The organism is Mesorhizobium sp. C432A (genome assembly GCF_030323145.1).
Classification (GTDB): domain Bacteria; phylum Pseudomonadota; class Alphaproteobacteria; order Rhizobiales; family Rhizobiaceae; genus Mesorhizobium.
In genome coordinates, this window is the sequence record NZ_CP100470.1 from 5277975 (window position 1) to 5302450 (window position 24476).

At 63.6% G+C, this 24476-nt stretch carries 25 protein-coding genes; 9 read left to right on the plus strand and 16 right to left on the minus strand.

Going from position 1 to position 24476, the window contains the following annotated elements; genetic code table 11:
• Positions 1-11: 11 nt before the first annotated feature.
• From NLY33_RS25985 to NLY33_RS26010, 6 genes are read right to left on the minus strand one after another with little or no spacing between them, the layout of a single operon-like run.
• Entirely contained in the window at positions 12-1016 is a 1005-nt protein-coding gene (locus NLY33_RS25985) for a Rieske 2Fe-2S domain-containing protein (RefSeq protein ID WP_023705346.1), read from the minus strand.
• Entirely contained in the window at positions 1013-2146 is a 1134-nt protein-coding gene (locus NLY33_RS25990; RefSeq protein ID WP_023705347.1) for a GNAT family N-acetyltransferase, read from the minus strand. The genes NLY33_RS25985 and NLY33_RS25990 overlap by 4 nt, the downstream gene beginning before the upstream one ends.
• Positions 2143-3399: a F390 synthetase-related protein gene (locus tag NLY33_RS25995; protein ID WP_023705348.1), complete on the minus strand. Its 1257-nt coding sequence runs from the start codon at positions 3397-3399 to the stop codon at positions 2143-2145. The genes NLY33_RS25990 and NLY33_RS25995 overlap by 4 nt, the downstream gene beginning before the upstream one ends.
• Positions 3396-4220, minus strand: coding sequence for an MBL fold metallo-hydrolase (locus NLY33_RS26000; protein ID WP_023705349.1), 825 nt, complete (start codon positions 4218-4220; stop codon positions 3396-3398). The genes NLY33_RS25995 and NLY33_RS26000 overlap by 4 nt, the downstream gene beginning before the upstream one ends.
• On the minus strand, positions 4217-5221 hold the full coding sequence (locus NLY33_RS26005; RefSeq protein ID WP_031196565.1) for an NAD-dependent epimerase/dehydratase family protein: 1005 nt from the start codon (positions 5219-5221) through the stop codon (positions 4217-4219). Before NLY33_RS26005 ends, NLY33_RS26000 begins: the two co-directional genes overlap by 4 nt.
• Positions 5218-6159 (minus strand): 3-oxoacyl-[acyl-carrier-protein] synthase III C-terminal domain-containing protein, encoded by a 942-nt coding sequence (locus NLY33_RS26010; protein ID WP_245261185.1) that lies wholly within the window; start codon positions 6157-6159, stop codon positions 5218-5220. Before NLY33_RS26010 ends, NLY33_RS26005 begins: the two co-directional genes overlap by 4 nt.
• 201 nt (positions 6160-6360) lie before the next feature.
• Between NLY33_RS26010 and NLY33_RS26015 the strand changes: the two genes are divergently transcribed.
• Positions 6361-6957 (plus strand): T6SS immunity protein Tdi1 domain-containing protein, encoded by a 597-nt coding sequence (locus NLY33_RS26015; RefSeq protein ID WP_023685696.1) that lies wholly within the window; start codon positions 6361-6363, stop codon positions 6955-6957.
• Between the two features lie 6 nt (positions 6958-6963).
• On the opposite strand, the gene NLY33_RS26020 is transcribed toward NLY33_RS26015, so the two are convergent.
• Genes NLY33_RS26020 through NLY33_RS26030 form a run of 3 tightly spaced genes read right to left on the minus strand, consistent with a single transcriptional unit; the run spans position 6964 to position 9255 of the window.
• Positions 6964-7413 carry a DNA polymerase III subunit chi gene (locus tag NLY33_RS26020; protein ID WP_023672739.1) on the minus strand — a complete coding sequence of 150 codons (450 nt, stop codon included), beginning with the start codon at positions 7411-7413 and terminating at the stop codon, positions 6964-6966.
• Between the two features lie 8 nt (positions 7414-7421).
• Entirely contained in the window at positions 7422-8912 is a 1491-nt protein-coding gene (locus NLY33_RS26025) for a leucyl aminopeptidase (RefSeq protein ID WP_023695590.1), read from the minus strand.
• A 49-nt stretch (positions 8913-8961) separates the two neighbouring features.
• A complete protein-coding gene (locus NLY33_RS26030) occupies positions 8962-9255 on the minus strand; it encodes a hypothetical protein (RefSeq protein WP_155921583.1) in 294 nt (97 codons plus the stop codon).
• A 32-nt stretch (positions 9256-9287) separates the two neighbouring features.
• Here NLY33_RS26030 and lptF point away from each other — a divergent pair, with 32 nt between their 5' ends.
• From lptF to NLY33_RS26070, 8 genes are all read left to right on the plus strand, one after another.
• The gene (gene lptF / locus NLY33_RS26035) at positions 9288-10487 is read left to right on the plus strand and encodes an LPS export ABC transporter permease LptF (RefSeq protein ID WP_023672737.1); all 1200 of its coding nucleotides are present in this window, start codon (positions 9288-9290) and stop codon (positions 10485-10487) included.
• A 2-nt stretch (positions 10488-10489) separates the two neighbouring features.
• Positions 10490-11572, plus strand: a complete 1083-nt coding sequence (lptG, locus tag NLY33_RS26040) for an LPS export ABC transporter permease LptG (RefSeq protein WP_023695591.1) — start codon at positions 10490-10492, stop codon at positions 11570-11572.
• On the plus strand, positions 11572-14004 hold the full coding sequence (locus NLY33_RS26045; protein ID WP_023705353.1) for an LPS-assembly protein LptD: 2433 nt from the start codon (positions 11572-11574) through the stop codon (positions 14002-14004). The genes lptG and NLY33_RS26045 overlap by 1 nt, the downstream gene beginning before the upstream one ends.
• 90 nt (positions 14005-14094) lie before the next feature.
• Positions 14095-15021: a peptidylprolyl isomerase gene (locus tag NLY33_RS26050; RefSeq protein WP_023705354.1), complete on the plus strand. Its 927-nt coding sequence runs from the start codon at positions 14095-14097 to the stop codon at positions 15019-15021.
• Positions 15022-15033: 12 nt separating this feature from the next.
• The gene (pdxA, locus tag NLY33_RS26055) at positions 15034-16062 is read left to right on the plus strand and encodes a 4-hydroxythreonine-4-phosphate dehydrogenase PdxA (protein WP_031196567.1); all 1029 of its coding nucleotides are present in this window, start codon (positions 15034-15036) and stop codon (positions 16060-16062) included.
• 38 nt (positions 16063-16100) lie between these two features.
• Positions 16101-16937, plus strand: a complete 837-nt coding sequence (gene rsmA, locus NLY33_RS26060; RefSeq protein WP_023708608.1) for a 16S rRNA (adenine(1518)-N(6)/adenine(1519)-N(6))-dimethyltransferase RsmA — start codon at positions 16101-16103, stop codon at positions 16935-16937.
• A gap of 68 nt (positions 16938-17005) precedes the next feature.
• Positions 17006-17311, plus strand: a complete 306-nt coding sequence (locus tag NLY33_RS26065; protein ID WP_023672731.1) for a type II toxin-antitoxin system RelB/DinJ family antitoxin — start codon at positions 17006-17008, stop codon at positions 17309-17311.
• Positions 17308-17601, plus strand: coding sequence for a type II toxin-antitoxin system RelE/ParE family toxin (locus tag NLY33_RS26070; protein ID WP_023705357.1), 294 nt, complete (start codon positions 17308-17310; stop codon positions 17599-17601). Before NLY33_RS26065 ends, NLY33_RS26070 begins: the two co-directional genes overlap by 4 nt.
• 33 nt (positions 17602-17634) lie before the next feature.
• On the opposite strand, the gene gmk is transcribed toward NLY33_RS26070, so the two are convergent.
• From gmk to fabD, 7 genes are all read right to left on the minus strand, one after another.
• Positions 17635-18309: a guanylate kinase gene (gmk, locus tag NLY33_RS26075; RefSeq protein ID WP_031193552.1), complete on the minus strand. Its 675-nt coding sequence runs from the start codon at positions 18307-18309 to the stop codon at positions 17635-17637.
• 6 nt (positions 18310-18315) lie between these two features.
• Entirely contained in the window at positions 18316-19206 is an 891-nt protein-coding gene (locus NLY33_RS26080; protein ID WP_023695597.1) for a YicC/YloC family endoribonuclease, read from the minus strand.
• Positions 19207-19468: 262 nt separating this feature from the next.
• Positions 19469-20725, minus strand: coding sequence for an endolytic transglycosylase MltG (mltG, locus tag NLY33_RS26085; RefSeq protein WP_023705358.1), 1257 nt, complete (start codon positions 20723-20725; stop codon positions 19469-19471).
• 201 nt (positions 20726-20926) lie between these two features.
• Positions 20927-22189, minus strand: coding sequence for a beta-ketoacyl-ACP synthase II (gene fabF / locus NLY33_RS26090; RefSeq protein ID WP_023685687.1), 1263 nt, complete (start codon positions 22187-22189; stop codon positions 20927-20929).
• A gap of 34 nt (positions 22190-22223) precedes the next feature.
• Entirely contained in the window at positions 22224-22460 is a 237-nt protein-coding gene (locus NLY33_RS26095; RefSeq protein ID WP_006203723.1) for an acyl carrier protein, read from the minus strand.
• 221 nt (positions 22461-22681) lie between these two features.
• Positions 22682-23419 carry a 3-oxoacyl-[acyl-carrier-protein] reductase gene (fabG, locus tag NLY33_RS26100; protein ID WP_023705359.1) on the minus strand — a complete coding sequence of 246 codons (738 nt, stop codon included), beginning with the start codon at positions 23417-23419 and terminating at the stop codon, positions 22682-22684.
• Positions 23420-23479: 60 nt separating this feature from the next.
• On the minus strand, positions 23480-24427 hold the full coding sequence (gene fabD, locus NLY33_RS26105) for an ACP S-malonyltransferase (protein ID WP_023705360.1): 948 nt from the start codon (positions 24425-24427) through the stop codon (positions 23480-23482).
• Positions 24428-24476: the final 49 nt, after the last annotated feature.

The following is a 24476-nucleotide window of genomic DNA, read 5'->3' on the forward strand; positions in this document are numbered from 1 at the left end:
AGAGCGCTTTCCTACAGCTCGATCTGGTACACCCTCGGCTCTGCCGCCGTCGGTGGCATCTTGCCGTCGATGATCGCCGCTATGTCGCGGCGCAGGAAATCCAGCGGGCCGATCGCCGGCTGAACCTGCGGCCATATACGGGCGTTGGCGCTGGCCGATTTCAGCACACGGCGATCCTGCTGCAGGGCAAAGGCAAAGAGCGGCCGGAAAGCAAGCGCCTTGAGTTCGCCGAACAGGCCCTGTCGCGGGCCGATCAGCCAGCCGACGCCTTCGACGGTCCGTTCGTCCGCCTGACGCAAATGGAAAGTGGTCGCCAGCGCCAAGCCGCCCTTGCCCCAATATTCGAGTTCGACGATGCCGGGATGGCGGTAGCGGCCGATGGTCCTGGCGCGCTCGCCTTCCAGCAGCCGGCTGACCAGCCCCTGTTGGCGGTCCTCGCCGGTGTAGCAGCTTTCGACCCAACCCTTGCCGCCGGTCACCTCGACGCGCACGAGATGGCGCTTTGCGGTCAGGCCGCGCAGCACACCCTTGTGGGTGAAGTGGGTGTGAGTGGCGTCGAGAATGTTCTCGGCGGCGTCGAGCACCGTCGATCGCGCCGAGCTTCGCACCCGCTTCACGACGACATCCTTGCCTTGCATGCAATGGAGATAGGGCTCGCCCTCAGGCGTGCCTGCCGAGACGAAGACGACGCCGTCGCGCTCGATCGTGCTGTAGCGGCGGATACGGTAATGCGGGACGTCGCCGACATGGCCGGGAATGGCGGTGCAGCGCCCTTCCCCATTGTAGCGCCAGCCATGATAGGGACATTCGATCTCGCCACCGACGACCTTGCCGGTCGAGAGTTCGACCAGGCGGTGAGCGCAGCGGTCGAAGAGGGCTGCAATCCCCTGCGCCGAGCGGAATAGCACCAGCGGCGTGCCATCGAACAGGATGCGCTTCGGCTTGCCTTTGATATCGACTGACCGCACTACCGCCTGCCAATAGTCTTTGTCTTTTTGCTGCTGGGCTTCGCTCAAAGTTCAAATCTCCTGAGCAGAGGGATGCCGATCTTCGCGAGCACAAATTCCATGATACGCACTGCAGCGCGCTGGCGGCGCCGAAGATGGCCGGCATAGACGGCGTTGTACTCCACCGTTGCCACGGCGCCGCGCAAGCGTTTGAAGGCGGCGGCACCGGCGCTCATGTTGAAGAACAGGCCGTGCGCCATCGCATGGTCCTGTGCGATCGCCATCATCATGCGGTAGAGCCCTTCGCTCACTGGAAGACTTGTGTCGTAGCCAACGATTGGCTGCGTCAAGGTCCTGCCGTTCTGAGACAAAGCGGCGACGGCGACCAGTTCACCGCCGGGACGACGCAGGCCTGCCAGTTGCAGGATGCCGCGACGGTGCGTCTCGCCGATATAGCGGGCGGTGTAGTGCGGGTTGAGTGGCGTGTATTTGTCGAGATAGAGCATCCGGTAGAGCGCTTCGGCGCGCGCATAGTCGGCCTCGGTGAAGTCGCCATTGCCGACCCACTCGAACGGCGTCGTGCGCAGCCGCTTGCGGTCGCGCTTCATGTCGTTGGTCATAGCCGAACCGCGGCCGGCGAAGATGTAGATTTGCCGCGCCGCCAGCATTCGAAAACCCTCTGCCTTCAGCGCTGCGATTGTCGAGGGATCGGCGATCTCGTTCAGGGAGCGGATGAGAACAGCGCGATCGGGAAAACGCGCCGTGAGATCGTCGCGGATCGCAGCGACCGCGTTGCGATCGAGCAGCGGCACCGGATTGGTCGAATAGAGCCAGTTGTTGACCTGAACCTGATGGTCGAGGCCGCTCATCCTGACCAGCGGCGCGCACAGGCCAATCAACATGCGGATTGCTCTTTGCAGCATGGGCGACGAGACGAAATTGCGGGTCTCGTCGATGGCGTAGTCGATATAGGCGCTGGACGGGCAGCAGATATAGCAGTTCGGCGCCTCGCTTCTGTCGTTCAGCGTCAGTGGAAAGAAGCGGCCAGCGATCTCGAAGGCCTCGACGGCGACCGTCAGATTTCGCACGAGGTCGCGCACCGGCACCTCGTTAAAAAGCTGAACGAAGGCTTCGACCTCACGCGGGTTGTTTTCTACCCGGTTCGTCTGATCGAGTGGCAACATAGCGAGCCGGTTCATGATGCCGCTCCCAGGTGGCATTCGACCCGACGCAGTTTGCGGCCGGTCTCCAACGGCAGGTCCCTGCGAACAAGGCTGACCGAAGCTGTCGCCTGGCGCGCCGCCAGCAAATTGCGCACGGCCTGATGGGCGGCGGTGGCGGCTTCGTCGGCAAGCCCGGGGGCCAGGCTAAGTTCGATTGCATCTTCAGCGGTCTGGACCAGGCGAAAATCGTCAATGCGCCGGTCGGCCTTGAGCAACACATTGCGTAGTATGTCGGGCGTGACGAGGAGCTGCCCGTGCGGCGAGGCGAGCCGGAAAGCGTCGTCCATGCGGCCGACGATCTCGTCCAGCGTGCGCAGCGGCGAGCCGCAGCGGCATGGCTTTTCGGACAGCCGCAGCAGATCGTTCATCCGGTAGCGCGCCATGATCTGGGTCCGGCGGCGAAAGGCGGTGATCAGCGGCATGACCAGGCCGTCGCCGGCCGGTTCGAACTCGAAGAACACCGAATCCTCGGCCAGATGCAGCCCGCCCTGGCGGCAGGTGACGGCGAACAGCCCTTCCGTCGCCATGTAGATCTGGTCGAGCTGACGACCAAAGAATGCCTCGATGACCGGCCGGTCAACCGGGTCGAGCGTTTCGGCGGCGCTGAAGACACGCTGCGGCTTGAGCCGAAAGCCCTCGGCCGCGAAGTGCCGCAGTATCTTCGGTGGCGCGATGATCACCGTCGGCGCGAAATCTTCGAGAGCGCCGCGCCAGCTCTCCGGACCGCGCGTCAGATCGAAGAAGCGCAGGTCGATACGCCGCGATTTGCGCGCGCTGTCGTAGAGCCCGGTGTTCTGCGGCAGGATCACCGCAACGCGCTGCCGGCGCCAGAGCAGATCGGGCACGGCTTTGGCCAGGATGGTGCCCAGCCAGCGGTATTTTTCCGCTTCGGAAATGATGAACAGGCCACGATTGCCCGACGTGCCGGTGCTGGCGCCGACTGTCAGTTCGCCAATGCGGCCATCGCCGGCCTGCGCCTTCCAGGCCTCGGCGGCCGAGCCGCCATGAATGTTGAAGCGCTCGAAATTGCCCATCACCGTCGCCTTGTCGATCACCTGGAGGTCGCCGAGGTGACGTGGCGCCTTGCCGTAGAACGGCGCGCGCGGCAGGTCGCGGTCGAGAAAGCGGCGCAAGGCTTGCGCCTGCCAGCGCTCGAAACTCTCGCGGCTTTTGCGCGAAACCCATTGCGTCAGCGCAAACGAGCGGATCGCTTCGGCCGGCCCGTTCATGCGCCCCGTCCGGCAAGATCATACGCCGTCAACGCCGGATCATGGCAAAGCACTACCTCGCCGCCGGACGCCATAAACCGGCGCAGCGTTGCGCTGGTCGGCTCAAGCGCCGTGGCGTCCTCGGCCAGCAGAGTAGCCGGCAGACCGGGCGTCCGGTTTTCCACCAATGCTCTGATCAGCCATTGCGCATCGACGGCGTAGAGCAGTGGCCGCTCCAGATTGGGGAACAAAAGGCCGAACTGGCCATCGGCATGGCCGGGCAGATCGACTGCGACGACGCTGCCGTCGCCGAACAGATCGGCGCCGCCTGGCACGCCGCCGCGAGGTTCGATCCGCCGCTTCGACGACAGCACGTCGAGCCGGCTCTCGAAATCGGGCGGGAACAGTTCCTTGAAAAGGCCGTGGCGCAGATTCTGCAGGGAAGTCTTGGCCTTCGCCCGCGCCCAGGCGGTGTCATTGGCGATAAGCCGAGCGTTGGGAAACAGCGACAGGCCCGACATGTGGTCGGCATGGAAATGCGTGACGATGACGGTGCGCACATCCTGCAAAGACAGGCCGAAGCGCGCCAGTACCGCGAGCGGCTGCTCGGCTTCGTTGAGCTGAGGCCGGAGGATCGCACTGTAAAGACGCAGCGCCGTGCTGCGCCCACTGCCTTGTGTCACATGCGGCGTGTAGCCGGTGTCGATCAGGACGGGGCCGGCTCGCGGATGCATGATCAGGCCGTAGCGGACACGTAGCCTGACCTTCGCCCAGCTGCCGCCGCGCAGGATCAGGCGCTCAGCTGCGCTGACAGAGGCGCTGTTGGCGAAGACGATCTTCACGCTGCCCTCCTGCTTTCCATCGCCTTGCCGAATGTGCGATCGAGCCCTTCCTCGAACGACACTTTCGGCGCCCAGCCGAGGATGCGGCCTGCCTTGGAAAGATCGAGGCTCTGCGCATAGGCGAACAGGCCAAGACCGTAGCGCGTCACCGGCGGTTCCGGGCGGCCGGGCAATATGTTCGCTACCGCCTCCGCTATCCCGGCCGTCAGCATGGCGGGCCAGAGCGGCATTCTGCGCCAGCGCGGCTGCACGAGGGCGCGGGCGCAGGCCGCCTCGGCAATGCGGCGGACCGGCACCACTTCGCCGCCGGAGATGTTGAATATCTGTCCCTCGGCAGCGCTCCCGGCGGACAGCGCGGCAAAGACCGCATCGACGACATCCTCTATATAAGTGAGATCGATGCGCGCCCTGCCGTCGCGAAACAGCGGCAGCGGGCGCTGCCGTGCCACCTGCAGCAGACGCGGCAGCAGCGTGCGATCGCCGGGACCGTAGAGGCCGCGCGGCCGCAGCACCACCGGGCCGGTTTCGGGCGCCGCCAGAACGATCTCCTCGCCCTGCCGCTTGGTGCGGGCATAGTGGTTGACTGGAGGCGGCAAGGCCGCATCTTCGCTGACATCGAGCTGATCGCGGTAGGCGAAACAGACCGTCGGGCTGGAGATATGGACGAAGCGGCGCACGCCTTGCCCGCGCGCGAAATCGCTGAGGTTGCGGGTAGCTGTGACATTTGCCGTCTGGAAACCCGCCAACCTGCCGAAGGGCGCGGAAAGTGCCGCGCAGTGGATGATCGCATCGACGCCGTCGAGAGCGCGCGCGGCAGCTGCATCGAATGGTTGAGACAAATCCAGCCGAACGACCCGATGACCAGCGGCTTCGAGCGCGGCGCAGCGTTTGGCGTCCCTGCCAAGACCCAGCGCCGGTGTGCCCACTGCCGCCAGCCGCGCCATAATATGCGCGCCGAGGAAGCCGCTGGCGCCGGTGACGAGGACGCGTCCCACGGTCATGCTTCCAGCGCCATGCCGCCGAACGACACGCCGGCCGAGGTGCCGAGGAACAGCACCTTGGCGCCCGGCCCAATGCGTTGTTCGCGGCGTGCGACATCGAGCGCAAACGGGATGGAAGCGGCGATCTGATTGCCGTAGCGCGCCGCGATGTCGACGAGCTTTTCCCTGGCGAAGCCGGTCTGGCGCGCCATGTGGGCGAGCGCCAAAGGGCTCGCCTGATGCGGCACGACGAGGTCGACATCGTCGTGCCGCCAGCCGGCGCGATCGAGCAACTCCGCTACAAAGCCGTTGAAATGGCGTGACGTGACGCGAAACAGTTCCTTACCCTCCATGTGGAACAGGCTGTGGCGGGCGAATTCCTCAGGCTCACGATGAAAGTCGAACCGGGTGCCGCCGGAGCCGATGCTGCAGGCCTCATAGGCGGAAGGGTAGGTGCGCATCAGGTTGGCCGCGACTCGACCCTCGGCAGGGGCTGCCTGTTGCAGCACGGCGGCCGCCGCGCCATCGCCGAAGAGGGCCGCAATTTCCGGCTGGTCCTGCCACGGCAGCGCGCGCGAGGCGATTTCAGACGAGAACACCAGCGCCGTCCGGCATTGCCCGGCCTCGATCAGGCGCGACGCGGTCTCGAAGGCTGTGAGGAAGCCCAGGCAGGTGCTGTTGACGTCGAAAGCGGCCGCCGACCCATCGGCAAGGCCGAGGCGCTGCATGACCAGCGGCGCCGTCGACGGCAACGGCTGGTAAGGCACGCCGCAACCGCCGATGACCAGATCGACACTGCCTGCCTCAAGTTCGGCATCGGCAAGCGCCAGACGGGCTGCGGCACAAGCAAGGTCGACCTGCGATTCGGCGTCGCAGACATAGCGTTCGATGACGCCGGTCGCGGCCTCGAAATGTCCATCGCCAAACCCCAGCCGCGCATCGAGGGCGCGCGACGTCACGCATCGAGCCGGCACGGCCCGCCCGGTTCCGATGATCCTGATCCGCATTCTCAGCCCGCCCAATGAGCCTGCATCCAGTCAATCCATAAAACGGATCCAATGTGATGGCCATCATCAAGACGAATGCGTGGGAACTATGGAGCCTTCAGTGGATTGCGGCTAGAATCTCTCGCAAGTATAAAGACCCGTACGGGGGCGATTATGGCCAGATCTTTTTTCCGCTTTATTTCTTCAATTTTTGGCGCGTCCGACGCCAGACAGGAAGGAAAAGCCGAGGCCAACAGAGCCAATACAGGGGGCTTGATCAGAGCCGAATGGCCCCATGACTATCAGTTCCTCTTTATCGAACCACCTGCGAACGAAGTCGCGGAAGCGTTGGACGGCTGGAAGTGGATCGGACTGGATGGCCTTGAACCAGCTGCGGTGTCAGCTTTCGGCGACATATTTTTCCGTGCCGGCGACGGGTCGGTTCGTCATCTCGATATGCTCGACGGGAAATTGACCAGAATTGCGGGTCATTGGGCGGAATTTCAGGCCGACTTGCAGAATGAAGCGCGCCGCGACGAGTTGCTGCTGGCGGGCCTTGTCGTTGCCGCCCGAAAGAACGGACTGATTCCGGCAGCCGGCCAATGCTATGATTTCAAGAAGCCGCCGGTGCTTGGCGGCGAAATGAGTCTGCGAGAGATGGAAACGACGTTTTTCGTTGTGAAGGTGCATATCGCCGGCCAAATCCATCGGCAGGTGAAAGATCTCCCGCAGGGCGCGAAGATAAACAAGGTTACGATCAGCGACCGATAACGCGACTTACGCCTTGCGCTCCCAGCGACGGTCGGGCGTCTGCTGCCAGTAGGTGACAGCGTGGCCCGCTTCTTTCAACACCTTCCAATGCGTCCGCGCCCCTTCGACCTGGGCCGCGTCATGGCCGTCGAACAGGAACACGGCGCGTTCGTAGCCGGCGAGATCGGCGGGTGCGGCGCCATCGACGAGGAAGCGTATCTGCGCCTGGTTGGGGTTGGCGTCGCTCGTGGTGAGCAGGATTGGCTGTTCGGCCGGATGGGCTTCACGGTCGGTCGCGTGCGCGAGGAACGAATCGTCCCTGAATGTCCACAGATGCAGGTCGAGCGCATCGCGCCGCTCCTCGGTCCCTGTCTGCACCACGGCGCGCCAGCCGCGATCGACGCTGCGCTCGAGCAGGCCGGGAAGCGCATCCTCCAGCGTCGATTCGGTCAGGTGGTAGAACAGGACATCGGCCATTCCCTGCCTTATCCCTCGTAATTGTCGCGCACCAGCCGGTCGAGCAGCCTGACGCCGAAACCCGAGCCCCAGGACTGGTTGATCTCGCTCGGCGGAGAGCCCATCGCGGTGCCGGCGATGTCGAGATGCGCCCACGGCGTTTCCTTGACGAAGCGCTGCAGGAACTGCGCGGCGATGATGGCGCCGCCATAGCGGCCGCCGATGTTCTTCATGTCGGCGTTCTTGGAATCGATCAGCTTGTCGTATTCGGGCCCAAGCGGCATGCGCCACAGCCGCTCCTGACTCGCCTGGCCGGCCGCCGTCAACCTGTCCGAAAGTTCGTCATTGTTGGAGAACAGGCCGGCATAATGCTGGCCGAGCGCGACCATGATGGCGCCGGTCAGCGTCGCCAGATTGACCATGAATTTCGGCTGGAAGCGGTCGTTGCAATACCACAGCGCGTCGGCCAGAACGAGGCGTCCTTCGGCATCGGTGTTGAGCACCTCGATGGTCTGACCCGACATCGAGGTGACGATGTCGCCGGGGCGCTGGGCATGGCCGTCGACGGCATTTTCCACCAGCCCGACGATGCCGACGACATTGGCCTTGGCCTTTCGCGCGGCCAGCGCCTGGATGAGCCCGATGACGGCCGCGGCACCGCCCATGTCGCCCTTCATGTCTTCCATGCCGGAGGCCGGCTTCATAGAATTGCCGCCGGTGTCGAAGGTGACGCCCTTGCCGACGAAGGCGACCGGTGCGTCCTTGGCCTTGCCGCCCTTCCATTGCATGACAGCCATCCGGGCGCCGCGCGGCGAACCCTGCGCGACACCGAGGAGCGAGCCCATGCCGAGCTTCTTCATTTCCTTCTCGGTGAGGATCTCGACCTCGACGCCGAGCGCTTCCAGTTCCTTGGCGCGGGCGGCGAATTCGATCGGGCCGAGCGTATTGGCCGGTTCGTTGACAAGGTCGCGCGCCAGAAGCACGCCGTCGATGACCGCAACCTCGTCGGCGAAGGCCTTTTTCGCCGCGGCAGGATCGGCGGTGTGGATGGTCACCTTGACCGGTTTCTTCGGCTCGGCATCGTCCTTGTCTTTCCTGGTCTTGTATTTGTCGAAGGAGTAGCTGCGAAGAATGATGCCGGCGGCAAGGTTCGCCGCTTGCCTGCCGCCAATCTTTGCGCCCGGCACATCGAGGATGACGGCCACCTCCGCTGCCTTGCGCAGGGACGCGGCGATGGTGCCGCCAAGCTTCAGCCAGGCAAAGTCATCGAGGCCGGCGACCTTGCCGGCGCCGACCGCCACCAGTCGGTCGAGCGATGTTCCCTGCGGCGCCAGCACTTCGACGACACCGGCGAATTTTCCGGAAAACTCCGCCACCGGAAACGCCCGCGCCAGCGTTCCTGAGGGGTCGCAGGCCTTTGCCGGTTCGCCAAGACCACCATCGTCGGCCGCCAGCACGATGATGCTGCCCTTTTTGGGTGCGGCAAATTTGGCGAAGGCGATCAATGGTCTCAAAGTCATCAGGTCCTGCTTTCGGGAAACGGCTCAGATTTTCAGGAAAAATGCATTCTCAGGGAAGATGCGCGACATTTGGTCGTTTTCCTTGATTTGGCAAGACTTTGCCGGAATCAGGGCTCATATGCGCAGCGGAATCGATAACGATTCGTCGCGGCACGGCTCCGCTTTCCTGCCGCAACCTTTTGTTAACCATTGATGTTCTCCCTTTCTTATTCATTGCCGCCGACACTCCGGCCTGCGGAACGGGCGATGTGGGACGGAGAATCGGATCGAACCGCCTGAAAGAAATGGCCAAACGCACCCAGTTGTACAGCCGCAGCCGGACGACTACCTTGTCGGCGGGCATGATGCCGTTCGGCAAATCGAGAAAAGCCTTACATGAAGGTCGTTGAACGCTACATCATGCGTCGCGCACTGGCGGTGTTTCTCGCTGCGCTGATCTGGACGCTGGCCATTGTCTGGACGACGCAGGTGCTTGCCCGCATCGACCTGGTCACCGACAGTGGCCAATCGGCGCTCACTTTTTTCGAGGTCGCGGGCCTCATCATCCCCACCATCATCCCGATCGTGGTGCCATTCGCCCTGGTGGTGGCGGTGGCCCAGACGCTCAGCGTCATGAACTCCGATTCGGAATTGGCCGTCATCAACGCCGCCGGCGCCTCGCGCTGGACGATTGTGCGGCCGGTCCTGCTGATCGCGCTGGCGGCCAGCGTCTTTTCCTTCGCGGTCGACAATGGCGTCGAACCCTATGCCAGGCAGAAGAACCGCCAGCTGATAGCATCCTCGCGCGCCGATCTCTTGTCGCTGATCATCCAGGAAGGCACGTTCCGCAAGATCGACGACGGGCTGTTCCTGCAGATCGGCGAGCGGCTGCCGGACAACCGGCTCGGCGGCATCTTCGTGGCCGATTCGCGCGAGGAAGGCGCCAATCTGATCTATTATGCCAAGAGCGGCAGCGTCGTCGAAAAGGGTGACGAGAAGGTGCTGATGATGAATGACGGCGTCATTCATCGCAAGACGCTGACCGGCGACCTGTCGGTCATTCGCTTCACGTCCTACGCCTTCGACCTTTCCGCCTTCATGTCGGCGGCGAACGATATCATGCTCCTGCCCAAGGACCGAACGACGCAATACCTGCTCAACCCGGATCCGAACGACAAGATCTTCCAGCGCAGGCCCGGCGCCTACAAGGCCGAGCTCGACCAGCGCTTTTCCGAATGGTCCTATTCGCTGGTGTTCGCGCTGATCGCGCTGGCCGTGGCAGGCGATGCGCGCTCACACCGCGAGGCGCGCATCCACCCGCTGATCACAGCCATCGCCATTGCGCTGTTCGTGCGCTGGCTGGGCTTCTTTGCCGCCGGCAAGGCCGACAAGATCCCGCAATACGCCTATATGGTCTATGGCGTGCCGGTCATCGCCTCGGCGGTCGCCATCTGGTTCATCGTCACCTCGCGAAGCATGGAACTGCCCGGCAGCTGGGCCGACTGGATGACGAATTTCGCCGGCCGCGTCAGCGATGGCTGGACGGCGCTCAAGCTGCGCCTCAATCGGCGCTACACATCCGGCCAGGGAGCCTGACGATGGGCTGGACCCTGGGCCGCTACTTCTTCTTTCGCTACGTGTCGATCACGATCTGGTTCTTCATCGGCCTTCTGGCGCTGGTGTTCCTGATCGACTTCACCGAGCTGTCCGGCCGCATCACCGGCCTGCCGGGCTTCACCTACGGCACGGCGGTCGCCATCTCGGCGCTGAGGATGCCGATGATCATGCTGCAGACGGTGCCGTTCGTCGGCCTGTTCTCGGCGATGGCGACGCTGGTCTCGCTCAACCGAAAATACGAGCTGGTGATTGCGCGCTCGGCCGGAGTGTCGGCCTGGCAGTTTCTGTTGCCCTGCTGCATCGGTGCGCTGTTATTCGGCATATTGTCGGTCGGCGTGCTCAATCCGATCGCCGCGCATGGCTTCTCATGGTCGGAGCAGATGGAAAACCAGCTGCGATCCGGCAATTCGAACGCGGTGGCGGCCGATGCCACGCCGTGGATCCGCCAGAAAACCAACTCCGGCGATACCATCATCGGCGCCCGCGCCATCCTGAACCAGGGCCTGGAAATGGCCGACACCGTGTTCTTCGTCCTCGATCCGCAGGGCAATATCGTCGAGCGCAAGGACGCCGCCCGGGCCTTTCTGCGCGACGGCTACTGGGAATTGCAGGACGTCAAGGTGTTCAAGGACGGCAACATCCGTTCCGAAACGACCGACCAGTTGCCGACCAACCTCAAGCCGGAATTCGTGCAGGAACGGCTGGCGCGCCCCGAAACCATCCCGTTTTACGACCTTCCCGGCAAGATTGAGGTTGCCCGCTCCTTCGGCCTCAAGGCAAATGCCTTCGCCATGCAGTTCGATTCGCTGGTGGCGTTACCGTTCCTGCTTGTGGCCATGACGCTGATTGCGGCAACAGTTTCAATGCGATTTGCGAGGATGGGGCAGTCGGCAACGATGATTCTGGGTGGCGTCCTCGCCGGCTTTCTGCTTTATGTCGTTTCGGTATTGGTCAAGGCATTCGGCGTTGCGGGATTCGTGCCCACAGCCGTGGCTGCATGGGTTCCGGTTGTCGTGGCTATGTTCTTTGGGGTGACATTCCTGCTATACAAGGAAGACGGCTAGTGAGGGAGGCGGCTTTGCGCAGCCATAGGCAGGCCGGTTTGGCGCGCCTCTATTCGGCGAGCGCCTTGGCATGCCTGCTCGCCTGCGGCGTGCTGACGGGCCCTGCGCTGGCGCAGGACGTTACCGACGTGGCAACGAAGGTTCCCTCCGGCTCCCAGATGCTGCTGGCGGCCGACACGCTCGTCTATAACAACGACAACCAGACGGTCACCGCCATCGGCGGCGTCCAGATCGACTATGGCGGCAACAAGCTCGTCGCCCAGCGCGTCGTCTATGATCGAAACACCAAGCGGCTGGTTGCCAGCGGCAATGTCGAGATCGTCAACAGCGACGGCACCAAGATCAACTCGCAGCATATCGATATTACCGACGATTTCGCTGACGGTTTCGTCAATGCGCTGCGCGTCGAAACGCCCGAAAAAGCCTATTTCGCCGCCGAAAGCGCCGAGCGCATGGGCGGCGTGCTGACAACGTTCCACAACGGCGTCTATACGGCCTGCGAGCCTTGCGAAGACAAGCCGGACAAGGCGCCGACCTGGCGGATCAAAGCCAGGAAGATCATCTGGAACGGCGAAAAGAAAACGGTTCGCTTCGAGAACGCGAATTTCGAATTCTTCGGTTTCCCGCTGGCTTATCTGCCGGCGTTCGAGATCGCCGACCCGACGGTCAAGCGCAAAAGCGGCTTCCTGATCCCCAGCATCGGCTACAACAATCGTCTCGGCGTCGGCGTCAAAGTCCCCTACTACTTCGCTTTGTCGCCGACCTACGACCTCACCGTTACCGGCAGCGGCTACACCAAGCAGGGTTTCCTCGGCGAGGCCGAGTGGCGCCAGCGCTTCAACAATGGCCAATACACGCTGAAGCTTGCCGGAATCAACCAGCAGGACCCTGGCGCTTTCCGTGATTTCGCGGCTTTCCCCGGCGGCTACAATGTCAATTCGGGGCCAGCAGGCGATCCGAACAAGTTCCGCGGCATGATGGGCACCAAGGGCCAGTTCGCCATCAATCCGCGCTGGGACTTCGGCTGGGATATCCTGCTTCAGACCGACAAGAATTTTTCGCGTACCTATACGATCGAAGGCTACAACGACGCCGTGCATCAATCGTCGGTCTACCTGACCGGCCTAAACGACCGCAATTATTTCGATGTGCGCGCCATGCGCTTCCAGGTTCAGGAGAACACACCGGACGGCAACGTCGCATCGCGCAGCGACAAGCAGCCCTGGGTGTTGCCGTCGCTCGACTATGCCTACATCCCCGACATGTCGGTGGCCGGCGGCCAGCTGTCGTTCAACGTCAATGCGCGCATCATCCGCCGCGACGATCTCGATCAGGCCTATTTTACCCCCTATGTGCCGGGCTCAGGCGTCCAGCGCGTGCGCGGCATCGAGGGCGAATCCGGTCGCCTCACCGCCGAGGCCGAATGGAAGCGTACCTTCACCACGGACGGCGGATTGCAGTTGACGCCCCTTCTGGCTCTGCAGGGCGACGTCGACTATCTCAACGCTTCTTCGGCTTCGCTGACTGCGGTAAACCAGATGGCAACGAATGTCGGTGCCGCCGACGACATGCGGTCTTCCTTCGCCCGGTACATGGCGACCGCCGGACTTGAAATGCGCTGGCCGGTGCTGTTCTCGATGACCGGCTCCAGCCATATCGTCGAGCCGATGGCGCAGGTCTTCATGCGCCCGAATGAGCAGTATGTCGGCGGGCTCGCCGTTCCCAACGAGGATGCACAGAGCTTCGTCTTCGACGCCACGACCCTGTTCGAGCGCGACAAGTTCTCCGGCTACGACCGCGTCGAAGGCGGCAGCCGCGCCAATGTCGGGTTCCGCTATTCCGGCGCCTACGACAGTGGCTGGGGCACCAACGCGATCTTCGGCCAATCCTACCAGTTGGGCGGGCGCAACTCGTTCGATTCACCGGATCTGGTCAATGCGGGCGCCGATTCCGGCTTGGAGACTTCGACCTCCGACTATGTCGGCCTTGTCGGCTTCAGCAGCCCGAGCGGCTTCTCCGGTTCGCTCAGCGGCCGCTTCGACGAGCAGACCTTCGAAGTTCGCCGTGCCGAGGTGAAGGCCGCCTATTCCGGGCTGCCGGTTTCGCTGAGCGCCAAATACGCCTTCATCCAGGCGCAGCCGCTCTATGGTTTCACCACCGACCGCCACGAAGTCACGCTCGGCGCCTCGACACACCTGGCCGAAAACTGGCGCGTCTTCGGCACCGGCACCTACGACCTGCAACAAAGCGTGCTGGTCAAGGACGGCGTCGGCTTTGCCTACAATGATTCCTGCTTCACCTACCTGATGACGTACTCGGAATCACGCGACATCAACACCAAGGAAGTGTCGCAGAATGTCGGCTTCAACCTGTCGTTCCGCACGCTCGGCGATTTCGGCTCGTCCCAAAGCTCGATCGACTCCATCCAGTAGAGCCGGCTGACGACATCGTTTTGCCGCATAAAGCGGGCACGGATTTCGCCAATATCGGGCTGGAATCGGCCAAAACCGGGCTAGAATGGGATGCTTTCGATGAGGAAATACCTGTTTTCGGCAGGATTCGCGCTCCTGTTCGCGGCGACCTCGGTCTCTGTCACCACGATGGTACCGCCGGCCTTCGCCAGTGAAATCAAGTATGTCGTCAACAACATGCCGATCACCACCGGCGACATCGCGCACCGGGCTGCCTTCCTGAAACTGCAGCGCAAGAAGGGTGACGCGGGTCAGGAAATGATCGACCAGACGCTGCGTATGGCGGAGGCCAGGCGTCTCGGCATCCGCATCTCCGACGCCCAGGTAGAGGCTGCCTATCAGCGCTTTGCCTCGAGCAACAAGATGCAGCTCAAGCAGCTCGACGGTGTCATGGCGCAGTCCGGCGTGACCAAGGAGCATTTCAAGGAATTCATCCGCTCCCAGATGGCGTGGAACCAGGCGCTGAGCGCACGCTACGGCGGCGGCGGCGGGGAGGTGAGCGAACAGGATCTGGTCAAGCGCATGCTCGAAAAAGGCGGCGCCAAGCCAAGCGCCACCGAGTACATGCTGCAGCAGGTGATCTTCGTGGTGCCGAAGGCCGAGCGCAGTGCCACACTCGCCAAACGCAAGCGCGAGGCCGAAGCCATGCGAGCCCGCTTCAATGGCTGCAACACCACGCGTGAATTCGCCAAGGGCCTGATCGACGTCACCGTTCGCGACCTCCCCCGATTGCTGGCGCCACAACTGCCGCCGGACTGGGCCGAGCAGATCAAGGCCACCAAGCTGGGCGGCGCCACGGCCGTGCGCGAGACCGATCGTGGCATTGAATTCATCGGCATCTGCTCGTCGCGCGAGGTTTCCGACGACAAGGCGGCCCAGATGGTGTTCCAGAGCGAAGGCAGCGACAAGAACGCCGACGAGCTCTCGGCCAAATATGTCGAAGAGCTGAAGGCGAAAGCCAAGATCGTTACGCGCTGAACCGGCCCAGCCGTGCGTGAGACAGAGCTTCCGCTGGCGCTGAGCGTCGGCGATCCATCCGGCGTCGGTCCGGAAATCGCCATTGCCGCGTGGCAGAGCGCCCGCGGTTCCGGTGCCGCGCCCTTCTATCTTCTCGCCGATCCGGCGCTGATTGCCGCGCGGGCGCGCCGGCTCGGCGCGGCGGTGGCAATCGCCGAGACGGTGCCGGCCCAAGCAGCTGGTGTCTTTCAACACGCCTTGCCCGTGGTGCCGCTGGCGGCCCACTTCACCGACGATCCCGGCCGGCCCGACCCGGCCAATGCCGCCGGCATCATCGAGGCCATCGATCGCGCCGTCGCCGACTGCCTTGCCGGTCACGCGGCCGCGGTCGTCACCTGTCCGATCGCGAAGAAGCCGCTTTACGATGCCGGCTTCGGCTTTCCCGGTCACACCGAATATCTGGCGCATCTGGCCTCGCTCCACACCGGCGGCACGGTGACGCCGGTGATGCTGATCGCCGGCCCCGAATTGCGCACCGTTCCTGTCACCATCCACATCGCGCTGGCCGAGGTGCCGAAGACGCTGACGACGGAGCTGATCGTTGCCATCGCGCGCATCACCGCCGGCGATCTTGCACGCCGTTTCGGCATCGCCAGGCCGAGGCTCGCGCTTGCCGGCCTCAATCCGCATGCCGGCGAAAGCGGCGCCATGGGGACAGAGGACGAGCGCATCATTCGTCCTGCGGTCGACATGTTGCGGGCGCAAGGCATCGATGCCTTCGGGCCGCTGCCGGCCGATACGATGTTTCATGCGCGCGCCCGCGCCGGCTACGACGTGGCGGTCTGCATGTACCATGACCAGGCGTTGATCCCGGCCAAGGCGCTGGCCTTCGACGAGGCCGTCAACGTCACGCTTGGCCTGCCGTTCATCCGCACCTCGCCCGATCACGGCACAGCCTTCGACATCGCCGGCAAGGGCATCGCACGTCCCGACAGCCTGATCGCGGCGCTGAAGCTGGCCCGCCGGCTGGCCGATACCGGCGCAAAGCCCGCAGCTGCATGAGCCAAAAATCATGAGCCCAAATCATGAGCCCAAAATTCATGAGCATTGACGGGCTGCCGCCGCTGCGCGAGGTGATCGAGCGCCATGGACTGCAGGCAAAGAAGGCGCTTGGCCAGAATTTCCTGCTCGACCTCAATTTGACCGGCAAGATCGCGCGGGTCGCCGGCGACCTCAGCGACAGCACGGTGATCGAGGTCGGCCCCGGCCCCGGCGGGCTGACCAGGGCGCTGCTCGCTGCCGGTGCCGGCCGCGTCGTCGCCATCGAGCGCGACGAACGCTGCCTTGCGGCCTTGGCCGAGGTCTCCAACCACTATCCGGGCCGGCTCGAGGTGATCAGCGGCGATGCGCTGAAGACGGATTTTGCCGCTCTTGCCAAGACCGCGTCACAAGACGGCCCGGTGAGGATTGCCGCCAACCTGCCCTACAATATCGGCACCGAGCTGTTGATCCGTTGGCTGACCGTGGCGGACTGGCCACCCTTCTATCAATCGATGACGCTGATGTTCCAGCGCGAGGTGGCCGAGCGCATTGTCGCCGGTGCCGGCAGCGATGCTTATGGCCGGCTCGGCGTGCTGGCGGGCTGGCGGACCGAGGCGAGGATCGCCTTCGAGGTGCCGCCGCAAGCGTTCACGCCGCCACCCAAGGTAACGTCCTCGGTGGTGCATCTGGTGCCGCGCGCCAGCCCTTTGTCAACCGACGTGAAAAAACTCGGTCGCGTCACCGAAGCCGCTTTCGGCCAGCGCCGGAAAATGCTGCGGCAGAGCGTGAAGAGCCTGGGTGGCGAGGCACTGCTGACGCGCGCCGGCATCGATCCGACCCGGCGTGCGGAGACGCTCAGCGTCGAGGAATTCGTGCGGCTGACAAACGCGGTTTGACCGGCGGCGCTAGCGCCGCCTAGCAATCGTCATTCAAACGCATTACATTGACGTCGAAGGAGATTGCCATGCCAGCAAATGCACTGGTCCAGACGCGTATCGACGCCGACATCCGGGATCGAGCTTCGGCGGTGCTCGAAAGCATGGGGCTGACGGTCTCGGATGCGGTGCGGATATTGCTCACCCGAACCGCCAACGAGGGTGCGCTGCCCATCGATCTCGTCACAAACAACGAGGCGTATGATTTATGGTTTCGCGCCAAGGTTCGCGAAGCGCTCGACGACACCCGACAAGACATTCCTGATGATCAAGTCGAGGCGCATTTTGCCGAGAGACGCGCTGCGGCGCGGCGTTCGGGTGAACCTAAATCTTGAAGATCGTCTGGTCGCCATTCGCGCTTTCAGATCGCGACGGCATCTTCGCGCATATCGAGGCCGACAATCCTGCGGCCGCGATCGCCACCGATGAGCGGATCGTCGCCGCAATCAACCGTCTTCGGGACCTTCCCCAAAGCGGCCGGATCGGCGGGCTTGCAGGGACACGAGAGAGCGTCATCGTCGGCACGCCATATGTCGCGGCCTATCAGCTGACCAACAGCACGATTCGAATCCTGCGCGTGCTTCACGGAGCGCAGCGTTGGCCGGACGATCTGCCAGGCAGCTGATGCGGCTAATTTAGATTGCCAGCGGTGGACGAGCTATTCCGTCTTCTCGTCCAGCAACCCCGAGACGAAATCGAACAGCCCGGGCCGGCGGTCGCGCCGCAGCCTTTCCGCCGTCACGATGCCACGCACTTCGGCGAAGGCGCGGTCGAGATCGTCGTTGACGATGACAAAGTCATATTCCTTCCAGTGCTCGATCTCGTTGCGGGCGTTCTTCAGCCTGGTCTCGATCACGTGCTCCTGGTCCTCGGCGCGGCGCTTGAGGCGCGACTTCAATTCCTTCATCGACGGCGGCAGGATGAAGATCGAGACGATGTCGGCGCGCATCTTCTCCTTGAGCTGCTGGGCGCCTTGCCAGTCGATGTCGAAGAGCATGTCACGGCCCTGCGCCAGCGCCAGTTCGGCCGGCTCGCGCGGCGTCGCGTAGCAATTGCCGTGCACCTCGGCCCATTCGAGCAACGCGTCGGAATCGCGCAGCCGCTCGAACTCGCGCGTGGTGCGGAAGTGATAGTGGACGCCCTCGATCTCCGAGCCGCGGCGTGGCCTGGTGGTGACCGAGACCGATAATTCCAGGCTGCCGTCGCTTTCCAGCAGGTTGCGCGCGATCGTCGACTTGCCGGCGCCCGACGGCGACGACAGGACCAGCATCAGCCCGCGGCGGCGAATGCGGGATCCGAGATCCCTGGCAACCATCGGCTCCTTGGCACCCATTCGGGTTTACTCCAGATTCTGGACCTGTTCGCGAAACTGGTCGACCACCGCCTTGAGTTCCAGCCCGATGGCGGTGACAGTGGCGGCGTTTGACTTGGAACACAGCGTATTCGATTCGCGGTTGAATTCCTGCGCCAGAAAATCGAGCTTGCGGCCGATGGCGCCGCCATTTGCCAGCAGCGCTCTGCCCGACGCCACATGCGTCTTCAGCCGATCGATCTCTTCACGGATATCGGCCTTGGTGGCCAGGAACGCCGCTTCCATGTGCAGCCGGCCGGCATCGAGATTGGCCGACGCATCCATCAGCAGCCGCACCTGTTCGGCGATCCGCTCGCGGATCGCCGCCGGTTCGCGCGACGGGTCGGCCTCGGCTTGAAGCGTCAGCGCCTCAATGGCGTCGATATGGCCGGAAAGCAGCGAACGCAGCGCTTCGCCCTCGCTCTGGCGTGCCTGCTCGAGACCTGTAAGCGCCGTTTCCAGCGCCGACAGGATTGACGCGTCGAGTGCTGCCCGCACCTCCTCGGTTTCGCTGGTTTCAGGGATATCGAGCACGCCGCGCAGAGAAAGCAGACCGTCGGCAGTTGCCGGACCAACACCGAACTGGTCCTGCAGCCGCTTGGCCAAGCCCGCCAGATCCCTGAGGAAGGCTTCGTTGACCACCGGCTGCGCCTGCTGGCCGGCGGCGCGGCCGACGGTCAGCGTCGCCTGGAAATTGCCACGCGAAAAGCGCTTCTGCAGCGTCTGCCGCACAGTCGGTTCGAGCCGCTCGAAACCTTGCGGCAACCGCAACCTGACCTCGACGCTCTTGCCGTTGACCGACTTGACCTCCCAGGCGATCGAGGCGCCGTCATGTTCGGCAACAGTGCGTGCAAATCCGGTCATGCTCTGCAAATTCATGATGCGGCTCGTGTCTCCCTGATGGTCCGATTCTACAAATCGCGCATGCGTTCGATATCACGGGCGGCGCGAATGTCAGAATCGCAACACCAGCAAGATGTTGATTTCCGCTGTCGTTTCGATCTCGCAGGGCTGAAATCGAGAAGCAGAGGCACCCGAGCAAGACCGAAAACGCTTCGAACCCCGCTACTCGTTCAAAGCAGCAGCGCGTCCGCCTCTGTCCGCATCGCTTAAGGTCGATCCGTCTGAAAGCGCCGGCCTGCTATTGGGCGGCACCCCTATCGCCGGCATCACCGCTGTCACCGGCGGCATCGCCACTTGCGTCACCGTTGTCGTTGCCATCCGCCGGTGCATCGGTCTGGCCCGGAGTCTTGGCGCCCTTGGCGGCGTCTTCAGCCTCCTTCTTCTGCAGTGCCCGGTAGCGGGCAACGTTCTCATTGTGCTCGGCAAGCGTGGTGGCAAAGACGTGGCCGCCGGTGCCGTCGGCGACGAAATAGAGATCATCGGTCTTCGACGGGTTGGCGACGGCTTCGAGCGCGGCGCGGCCGGGATTGGCGATCGGCGTCGGCGGCAGGCCGTTGATCAGATAGGTGTTGTAAGGCGTCTGTTTCTGGATGTCAGACTGATAAATCGGCCGGTCGGCGGGTTTGCCCTTGCCGCCGAACAGGCCGTAGATGATGGTCGGATCGGATTGCAGCCGCATGCCCTTGGCCAGACGGTTGAGGAAGACGGCGGCAACGCGCGAGCGCTCGTCGCCCCGGCCGGTTTCCTTTTCGACAATGGAGGCCAAGGTGACGAAGTCGTCGACATTGGCCAGAGGCAGGTCGGGCGCGCGCCGCTGCCAGACCTCGTCGACCAGCTTCTTCTGGTCGGCGAGCAGCTTGTCGACCATCTGTTGGCGCGTGGCGCCGCGGGTAAAGCGCAGCGTGTCGGTGGCGAGGCTGCCCTCAGCCGGCTTGGCGGCCGGCATGTCGCCGGTCAGCGCATCCTGCTCGGCGATGCGCTGCAGCGCCTGCTCGACCGTCAGGCCCTCGGGAATGGTCAGCGAATACATCACCGACTTGCCGCTCTTCAGAAGCTCCATGATGTCGCGCATGGAGGCGCGCGGCTTTATCTCGTATTCGCCTGCCTTCAGCGCTGAATCATTGCCATAGACCCGCACGGCGATGCGGAAGATGCGGGCATCGCTGATCAGCCCACGCCGTTCGAGCTGGTCGGCAATATCCTGGACGCCGGTGCTCGGCTTGACCAGGAAGGTGTCGCCGGCCACCGACGGGCCCGGTTCGTTGAATGCCTGCTTGCCGAAATAGAGCGAAACGCCGGCGGCGAGGATCATCAACATCACCGCGGAGATGACGAAGTTCATGAACACGACGACTTGGCTGCGCGAGGCGCGCGAGCGCTTTGGTGGTGGTGTGCCGGCTTCCGGGCGCAAAGCTTCGGCCGCGGTCTTCGGCACGATCGGGCCGGTCTGCTGGTTTTGTCCGAATTGTCCGCTGCCGCCCGGATTGGTGTTCATTAGCGCCCTACCATCTGATCTCTTAGAGCGACCATGCGCCCGATTGGACGCACAGCGTGCCCTAACATTTCAAGCCTACGCATCGTGCTTTTAAAAAAGCGCCTTCGGTTTCAGGCCGATGCGACGAATCCCCAGCGGCAGAGTAGGCTTGAATATGGCAAAATTGACGACAGACCGCTGGCGCGCCGGTCGATACCGCAATCAGCCTGTATAACGCTGGAATACCAGCGAAGCGTTGGTGCCGCCGAAGCCGAAGGAGTTGGACAGCGCCACGTCGACCTGGCGATGCCGTGGCGTGTTCGGAACAAGATCGATCGCGGTTTCGCGTTCCGGGTTGTCAAGATTGATGGTGGCTGGCGCGATGTTGTCTCTGATAGCGAGGATCGAAAAGATCGCCTCGGCGGCGCCCGCGGCACCCAGGAGATGGCCGATCGACGACTTGGTCGACGACATCGAGATTTTCGAGGCGGCGTTGCCGACCAGCCGCTCGACGGCGCCGAGTTCGATCGTGTCGGCCATGGTCGAGGTGCCGTGCGCGTTGATGTAGTCGACGTCGGCGGGCGTCAGCTTGGCCCGGTTCAGCGCCGCCGTCATGCAGCGGAAGGCGCCGTCGCCGTCTTCGGCCGGTGCGGTGATGTGATAGGCATCGCCGGTCAGGCCGTAGCCGGTGACCTCGGCATAGATCTTGGCGCCGCGCGCCTTGGCGTGTTCGAGTTCTTCCAGCACCACGACGCCGGCGCCCTCGCCCATGACGAAGCCGTCACGGTCGCGGTCATAGGGACGCGAGGCCTTCTCAGGCGTGTCGTTGCGGTCGGTGGACAGTGCCCGGCAAGCAGCGAAGCCGGCAAGCGATAGTCTGGTCACCGGCGATTCCGCGCCGCCGGCCAGCATCACGTCGGCATCGCCGAAGATGATCAGCCGGGCGGCATCGCCAATGGCGTGCGCGCCGGTCGAGCAGGCGGTGACGACGGCGTGGTTGGGGCCTTTCAGCCCATGCCGGATCGATACCTGGCCAGATACCAGGTTGATAATGTTGCCGGGAATGAAGAATGGACTGATACGGCGCGGTCCGCGCTCTTTCAGGATGATAGCGTTCTCGGCGATGCCCTCGAGGCCGCCAATGCCGGAGCCGATCATGACGCCGGTGGCGCAGCGCTCGGCTTCGGTGCTGGGCTCCCAGCCGGAATCCTTCAGCGCTTCGTCGGCGGCCGCAATCCCGTAAAGGATGAAGTCGCCGATCTTGCGAAGTTCCTTGGGCTCGAGCACGGCTTCGGGATTGAGCGTGCCGTTGGTGCCGTCACCGCGAGGAATGACGTGGGCGATCTTGCAGGCAAGATCTTCCACTTCGAACTCGGTGACGCGCTTGGCGGCGCTGCGGCCGGTCAGAAGTTCCTTCCAGCTGTGCTCGAAGCCCATGCCGAACGGCGAAACCAGGCCAAGGCCCGTGACGACGACACGCCTCATCGCAGGTCCTCCCCGGTGATGACTGCGGATAGTGTCAGGCCGAAGCCTTGTCGATGTACTTCACGGCATCGCCGACGGTCAGGATGGTCTCGGCCGCATCGTCCGGAATCTCGACGCCGAACTCTTCTTCGAAGGCCATGACGAGTTCGACCGTGTCGAGGCTGTCCGCGCCCAGATCATCGATGAAGCTCGCCTGCTCCGTCACCTTGTCGGCATCGACGCCAAGATGTTCGATGACGATCTTCTTGACGCGCTCTGCGGTGTCACTCATTTGGGGCATCCTCGTCTTTTGTTTGTCTGTCTTCGTTAGCGGGCAGAATGCCGCTAATCAAGCTGAAAGATGGTCCTGCCGGAAACGCAACGATGCCGGACCGGTTTTTGCCCGAACCGCCGGGTTGCGGGCCGCATTACACGAAAAATGGCTGAGGTCCAAGGCGAAATGGTCTCTTTTCACAAGCCGGCCATGTCTTCTTATCACCCGGCAATATCCTGTCAGATCATGGCCATGCCACCGTTCACATGGATGGTCTGGCCGGTGACGTAGGCTGCCTCGTTGGAGGCGAGATAGGCGACGGCCGACGCCACTTCAACACTCGTGCCCATGCGGCGCGTCGGGATCGCGGCCATTATCGCGTCTTTCTGCTTGTCGTTGAGCTTGTCGGTCATGGCCGATTCGATAAAGCCCGGGGCGACGCAGTTGACGGTGATGTTGCGGGTGGCGATCTCCTGCGCCAGCGACTTGGAAAAGCCGATCATGCCGGCCTTGGAGGCGCAATAATTGGTCTGGCCAGGATTGCCGGTGACGCCGACCACCGAGGTGATGTTGATGATGCGGCCATGGCGGCGGCGCATCATCGGATGGGTCAGCTCGCGGGTCAGCCGGAACACGGCGGTGAGGTTCACCTCCAGCACGCTGTCCCAATCCGCGTCCGCCATGCGCACGAACAGGCCGTCCTTGGTGATGCCGGCATTGTTGACCAGTATGTCGACGCCTTCGAGTTCGGCTTCGGCCTTCTGGCCAAGCGCCTTGACCTCGTCACGGTCGGCAAGATTGGCCGGGAACAGCTTTACCCGGTCGCCGAGTTCGCCGGCCAGGGTCTCCAGTTTCTCGACGCGGGTGCCGTGCAAGCCGACAATGGCGCCTTGCGCATGCAGCACCCGGGCAATCGCCTCGCCAATGCCGCCCGATGCGCCGGTGACGAGCGCCTTGCGGCCGGTCAGTTCGAACATTTTCGTCTCCTGATCTTAAGAGAACACCCTTCCCACGGGACGGGTTGAATCGCCAGTGGATTATGCAAGCGCGGCCAGCGCCGCCTCGACATCGGCCGGCGTGCCGACGGCCGATGTGGCGATGTCGCGGCTGATCCGCCGCGCCAGGCCGGAAAGCACCTTGCCGGCGCCGATCTCAAAGAGCGTGGCGACGCCATTGGCGCCGAACCACTCCACCGTTTCGCGCCAGCGCACGCGGCCGGTGATCTGCTCGACCAGGCGGCGCGCGATCTCGTCGGGGTCGCTGGTCGGGACTACAGTGACGTTGGAGACGACGGGCACCACCGGTGCATTCTTGGTCACGCCGGCCAGCGCCTCGCGCATGACATCGGCCGCCGGCGCCATCAGCGCCGAATGGAAGGGTGCGGAGACCTGCAGCATCAGCGCCCGCTTGGCGCCCTTTTCGGTGCACAGTTTCGCGGCGAGTTCCACCGCCGCCCTGGCGCCGGAGATCACCAGCTGGCCGCCGCCATTGTCGTTGGCGATCTGGCAGACCTTGCCGGATCCCGTTGCGGCCTCGGTGCAAGCGGCTTCGACGTCGGGCTGTTCCAGTCCGATGATCGCCGCCATAGCGCCCTCGCCGGCCGGCACCGCCGCCTGCATGGCGTTGCCGCGGATGCGCAGCAGCCGGGCGGCATCGGCGACCGAAACGAAACCGGCCGCGGCAAGGGCGGAATATTCGCCGAGCGAATGACCGGCAACGTAGGCAACCTTGTCCTTCAGCGAAAAGCCGCGCGCTTCCAGCGAGCGGATTCCCGCCAGCGAGACCGCCATCAGCGCCGGCTGGGCATTGGCAGTCAGGGTCAGCGCCTCTTCCGGGCCTTCCCAGATCAGTTTCGACAGCTTTTCGCCCAGCGCATCATCGACTTCCTCGAACACCCTGCGTGCCTCGGGGAAGGCGTCGGCGAGGTCCTTGCCCATGCCGACAGCCTGGCTGCCCTGTCCCGGAAAGGTGAATGCGACGGCCATTTGGGCGCTCTCCAGCGGCTGATTTTTCCTGCCTGTGACGCAAGGCGGA

What these genes read in the sequence shown, in the direction of transcription:
- NLY33_RS26025 (WP_023695590.1), bottom strand. Translation starts at nt 8,912, where the DNA reads ATGACTTTGAGACCATTGATCGCCTTCGCCAAATTTGCCGCACCCAAA.
- fabF (WP_023685687.1), bottom strand. Translation starts at nt 22,189, where the DNA reads ATGAGGCGTGTCGTCGTCACGGGCCTTGGCCTGGTTTCGCCGTTCGGC.
- fabD (WP_023705360.1), bottom strand. Translation starts at nt 24,427, where the DNA reads ATGGCCGTCGCATTCACCTTTCCGGGACAGGGCAGCCAGGCTGTCGGC.
- lptF (WP_023672737.1), top strand. Translation starts at nt 9,288, where the DNA reads ATGAAGGTCGTTGAACGCTACATCATGCGTCGCGCACTGGCGGTGTTT.
- gmk (WP_031193552.1), bottom strand. Translation starts at nt 18,309, where the DNA reads ATGGGTGCCAAGGAGCCGATGGTTGCCAGGGATCTCGGATCCCGCATT.
- NLY33_RS26030 (WP_155921583.1), bottom strand. Translation starts at nt 9,255, where the DNA reads ATGCCCGCCGACAAGGTAGTCGTCCGGCTGCGGCTGTACAACTGGGTG.
- rsmA (WP_023708608.1), top strand. Translation starts at nt 16,101, where the DNA reads ATGAGCATTGACGGGCTGCCGCCGCTGCGCGAGGTGATCGAGCGCCAT.
- NLY33_RS26050 (WP_023705354.1), top strand. Translation starts at nt 14,095, where the DNA reads ATGCTTTCGATGAGGAAATACCTGTTTTCGGCAGGATTCGCGCTCCTG.
- NLY33_RS26065 (WP_023672731.1), top strand. Translation starts at nt 17,006, where the DNA reads ATGCCAGCAAATGCACTGGTCCAGACGCGTATCGACGCCGACATCCGG.
- NLY33_RS25990 (WP_023705347.1), bottom strand. Translation starts at nt 2,146, where the DNA reads ATGAACCGGCTCGCTATGTTGCCACTCGATCAGACGAACCGGGTAGAA.
- NLY33_RS26080 (WP_023695597.1), bottom strand. Translation starts at nt 19,206, where the DNA reads ATGAATTTGCAGAGCATGACCGGATTTGCACGCACTGTTGCCGAACAT.
- NLY33_RS26020 (WP_023672739.1), bottom strand. Translation starts at nt 7,413, where the DNA reads ATGGCCGATGTCCTGTTCTACCACCTGACCGAATCGACGCTGGAGGAT.
- NLY33_RS25995 (WP_023705348.1), bottom strand. Translation starts at nt 3,399, where the DNA reads ATGAACGGGCCGGCCGAAGCGATCCGCTCGTTTGCGCTGACGCAATGG.
- fabG (WP_023705359.1), bottom strand. Translation starts at nt 23,419, where the DNA reads ATGTTCGAACTGACCGGCCGCAAGGCGCTCGTCACCGGCGCATCGGGC.
- NLY33_RS26095 (WP_006203723.1), bottom strand. Translation starts at nt 22,460, where the DNA reads ATGAGTGACACCGCAGAGCGCGTCAAGAAGATCGTCATCGAACATCTT.
- NLY33_RS26005 (WP_031196565.1), bottom strand. Translation starts at nt 5,221, where the DNA reads ATGACCGTGGGACGCGTCCTCGTCACCGGCGCCAGCGGCTTCCTCGGC.
- NLY33_RS26015 (WP_023685696.1), top strand. Translation starts at nt 6,361, where the DNA reads ATGGCCAGATCTTTTTTCCGCTTTATTTCTTCAATTTTTGGCGCGTCC.
- mltG (WP_023705358.1), bottom strand. Translation starts at nt 20,725, where the DNA reads ATGAACACCAATCCGGGCGGCAGCGGACAATTCGGACAAAACCAGCAG.
- lptG (WP_023695591.1), top strand. Translation starts at nt 10,490, where the DNA reads ATGGGCTGGACCCTGGGCCGCTACTTCTTCTTTCGCTACGTGTCGATC.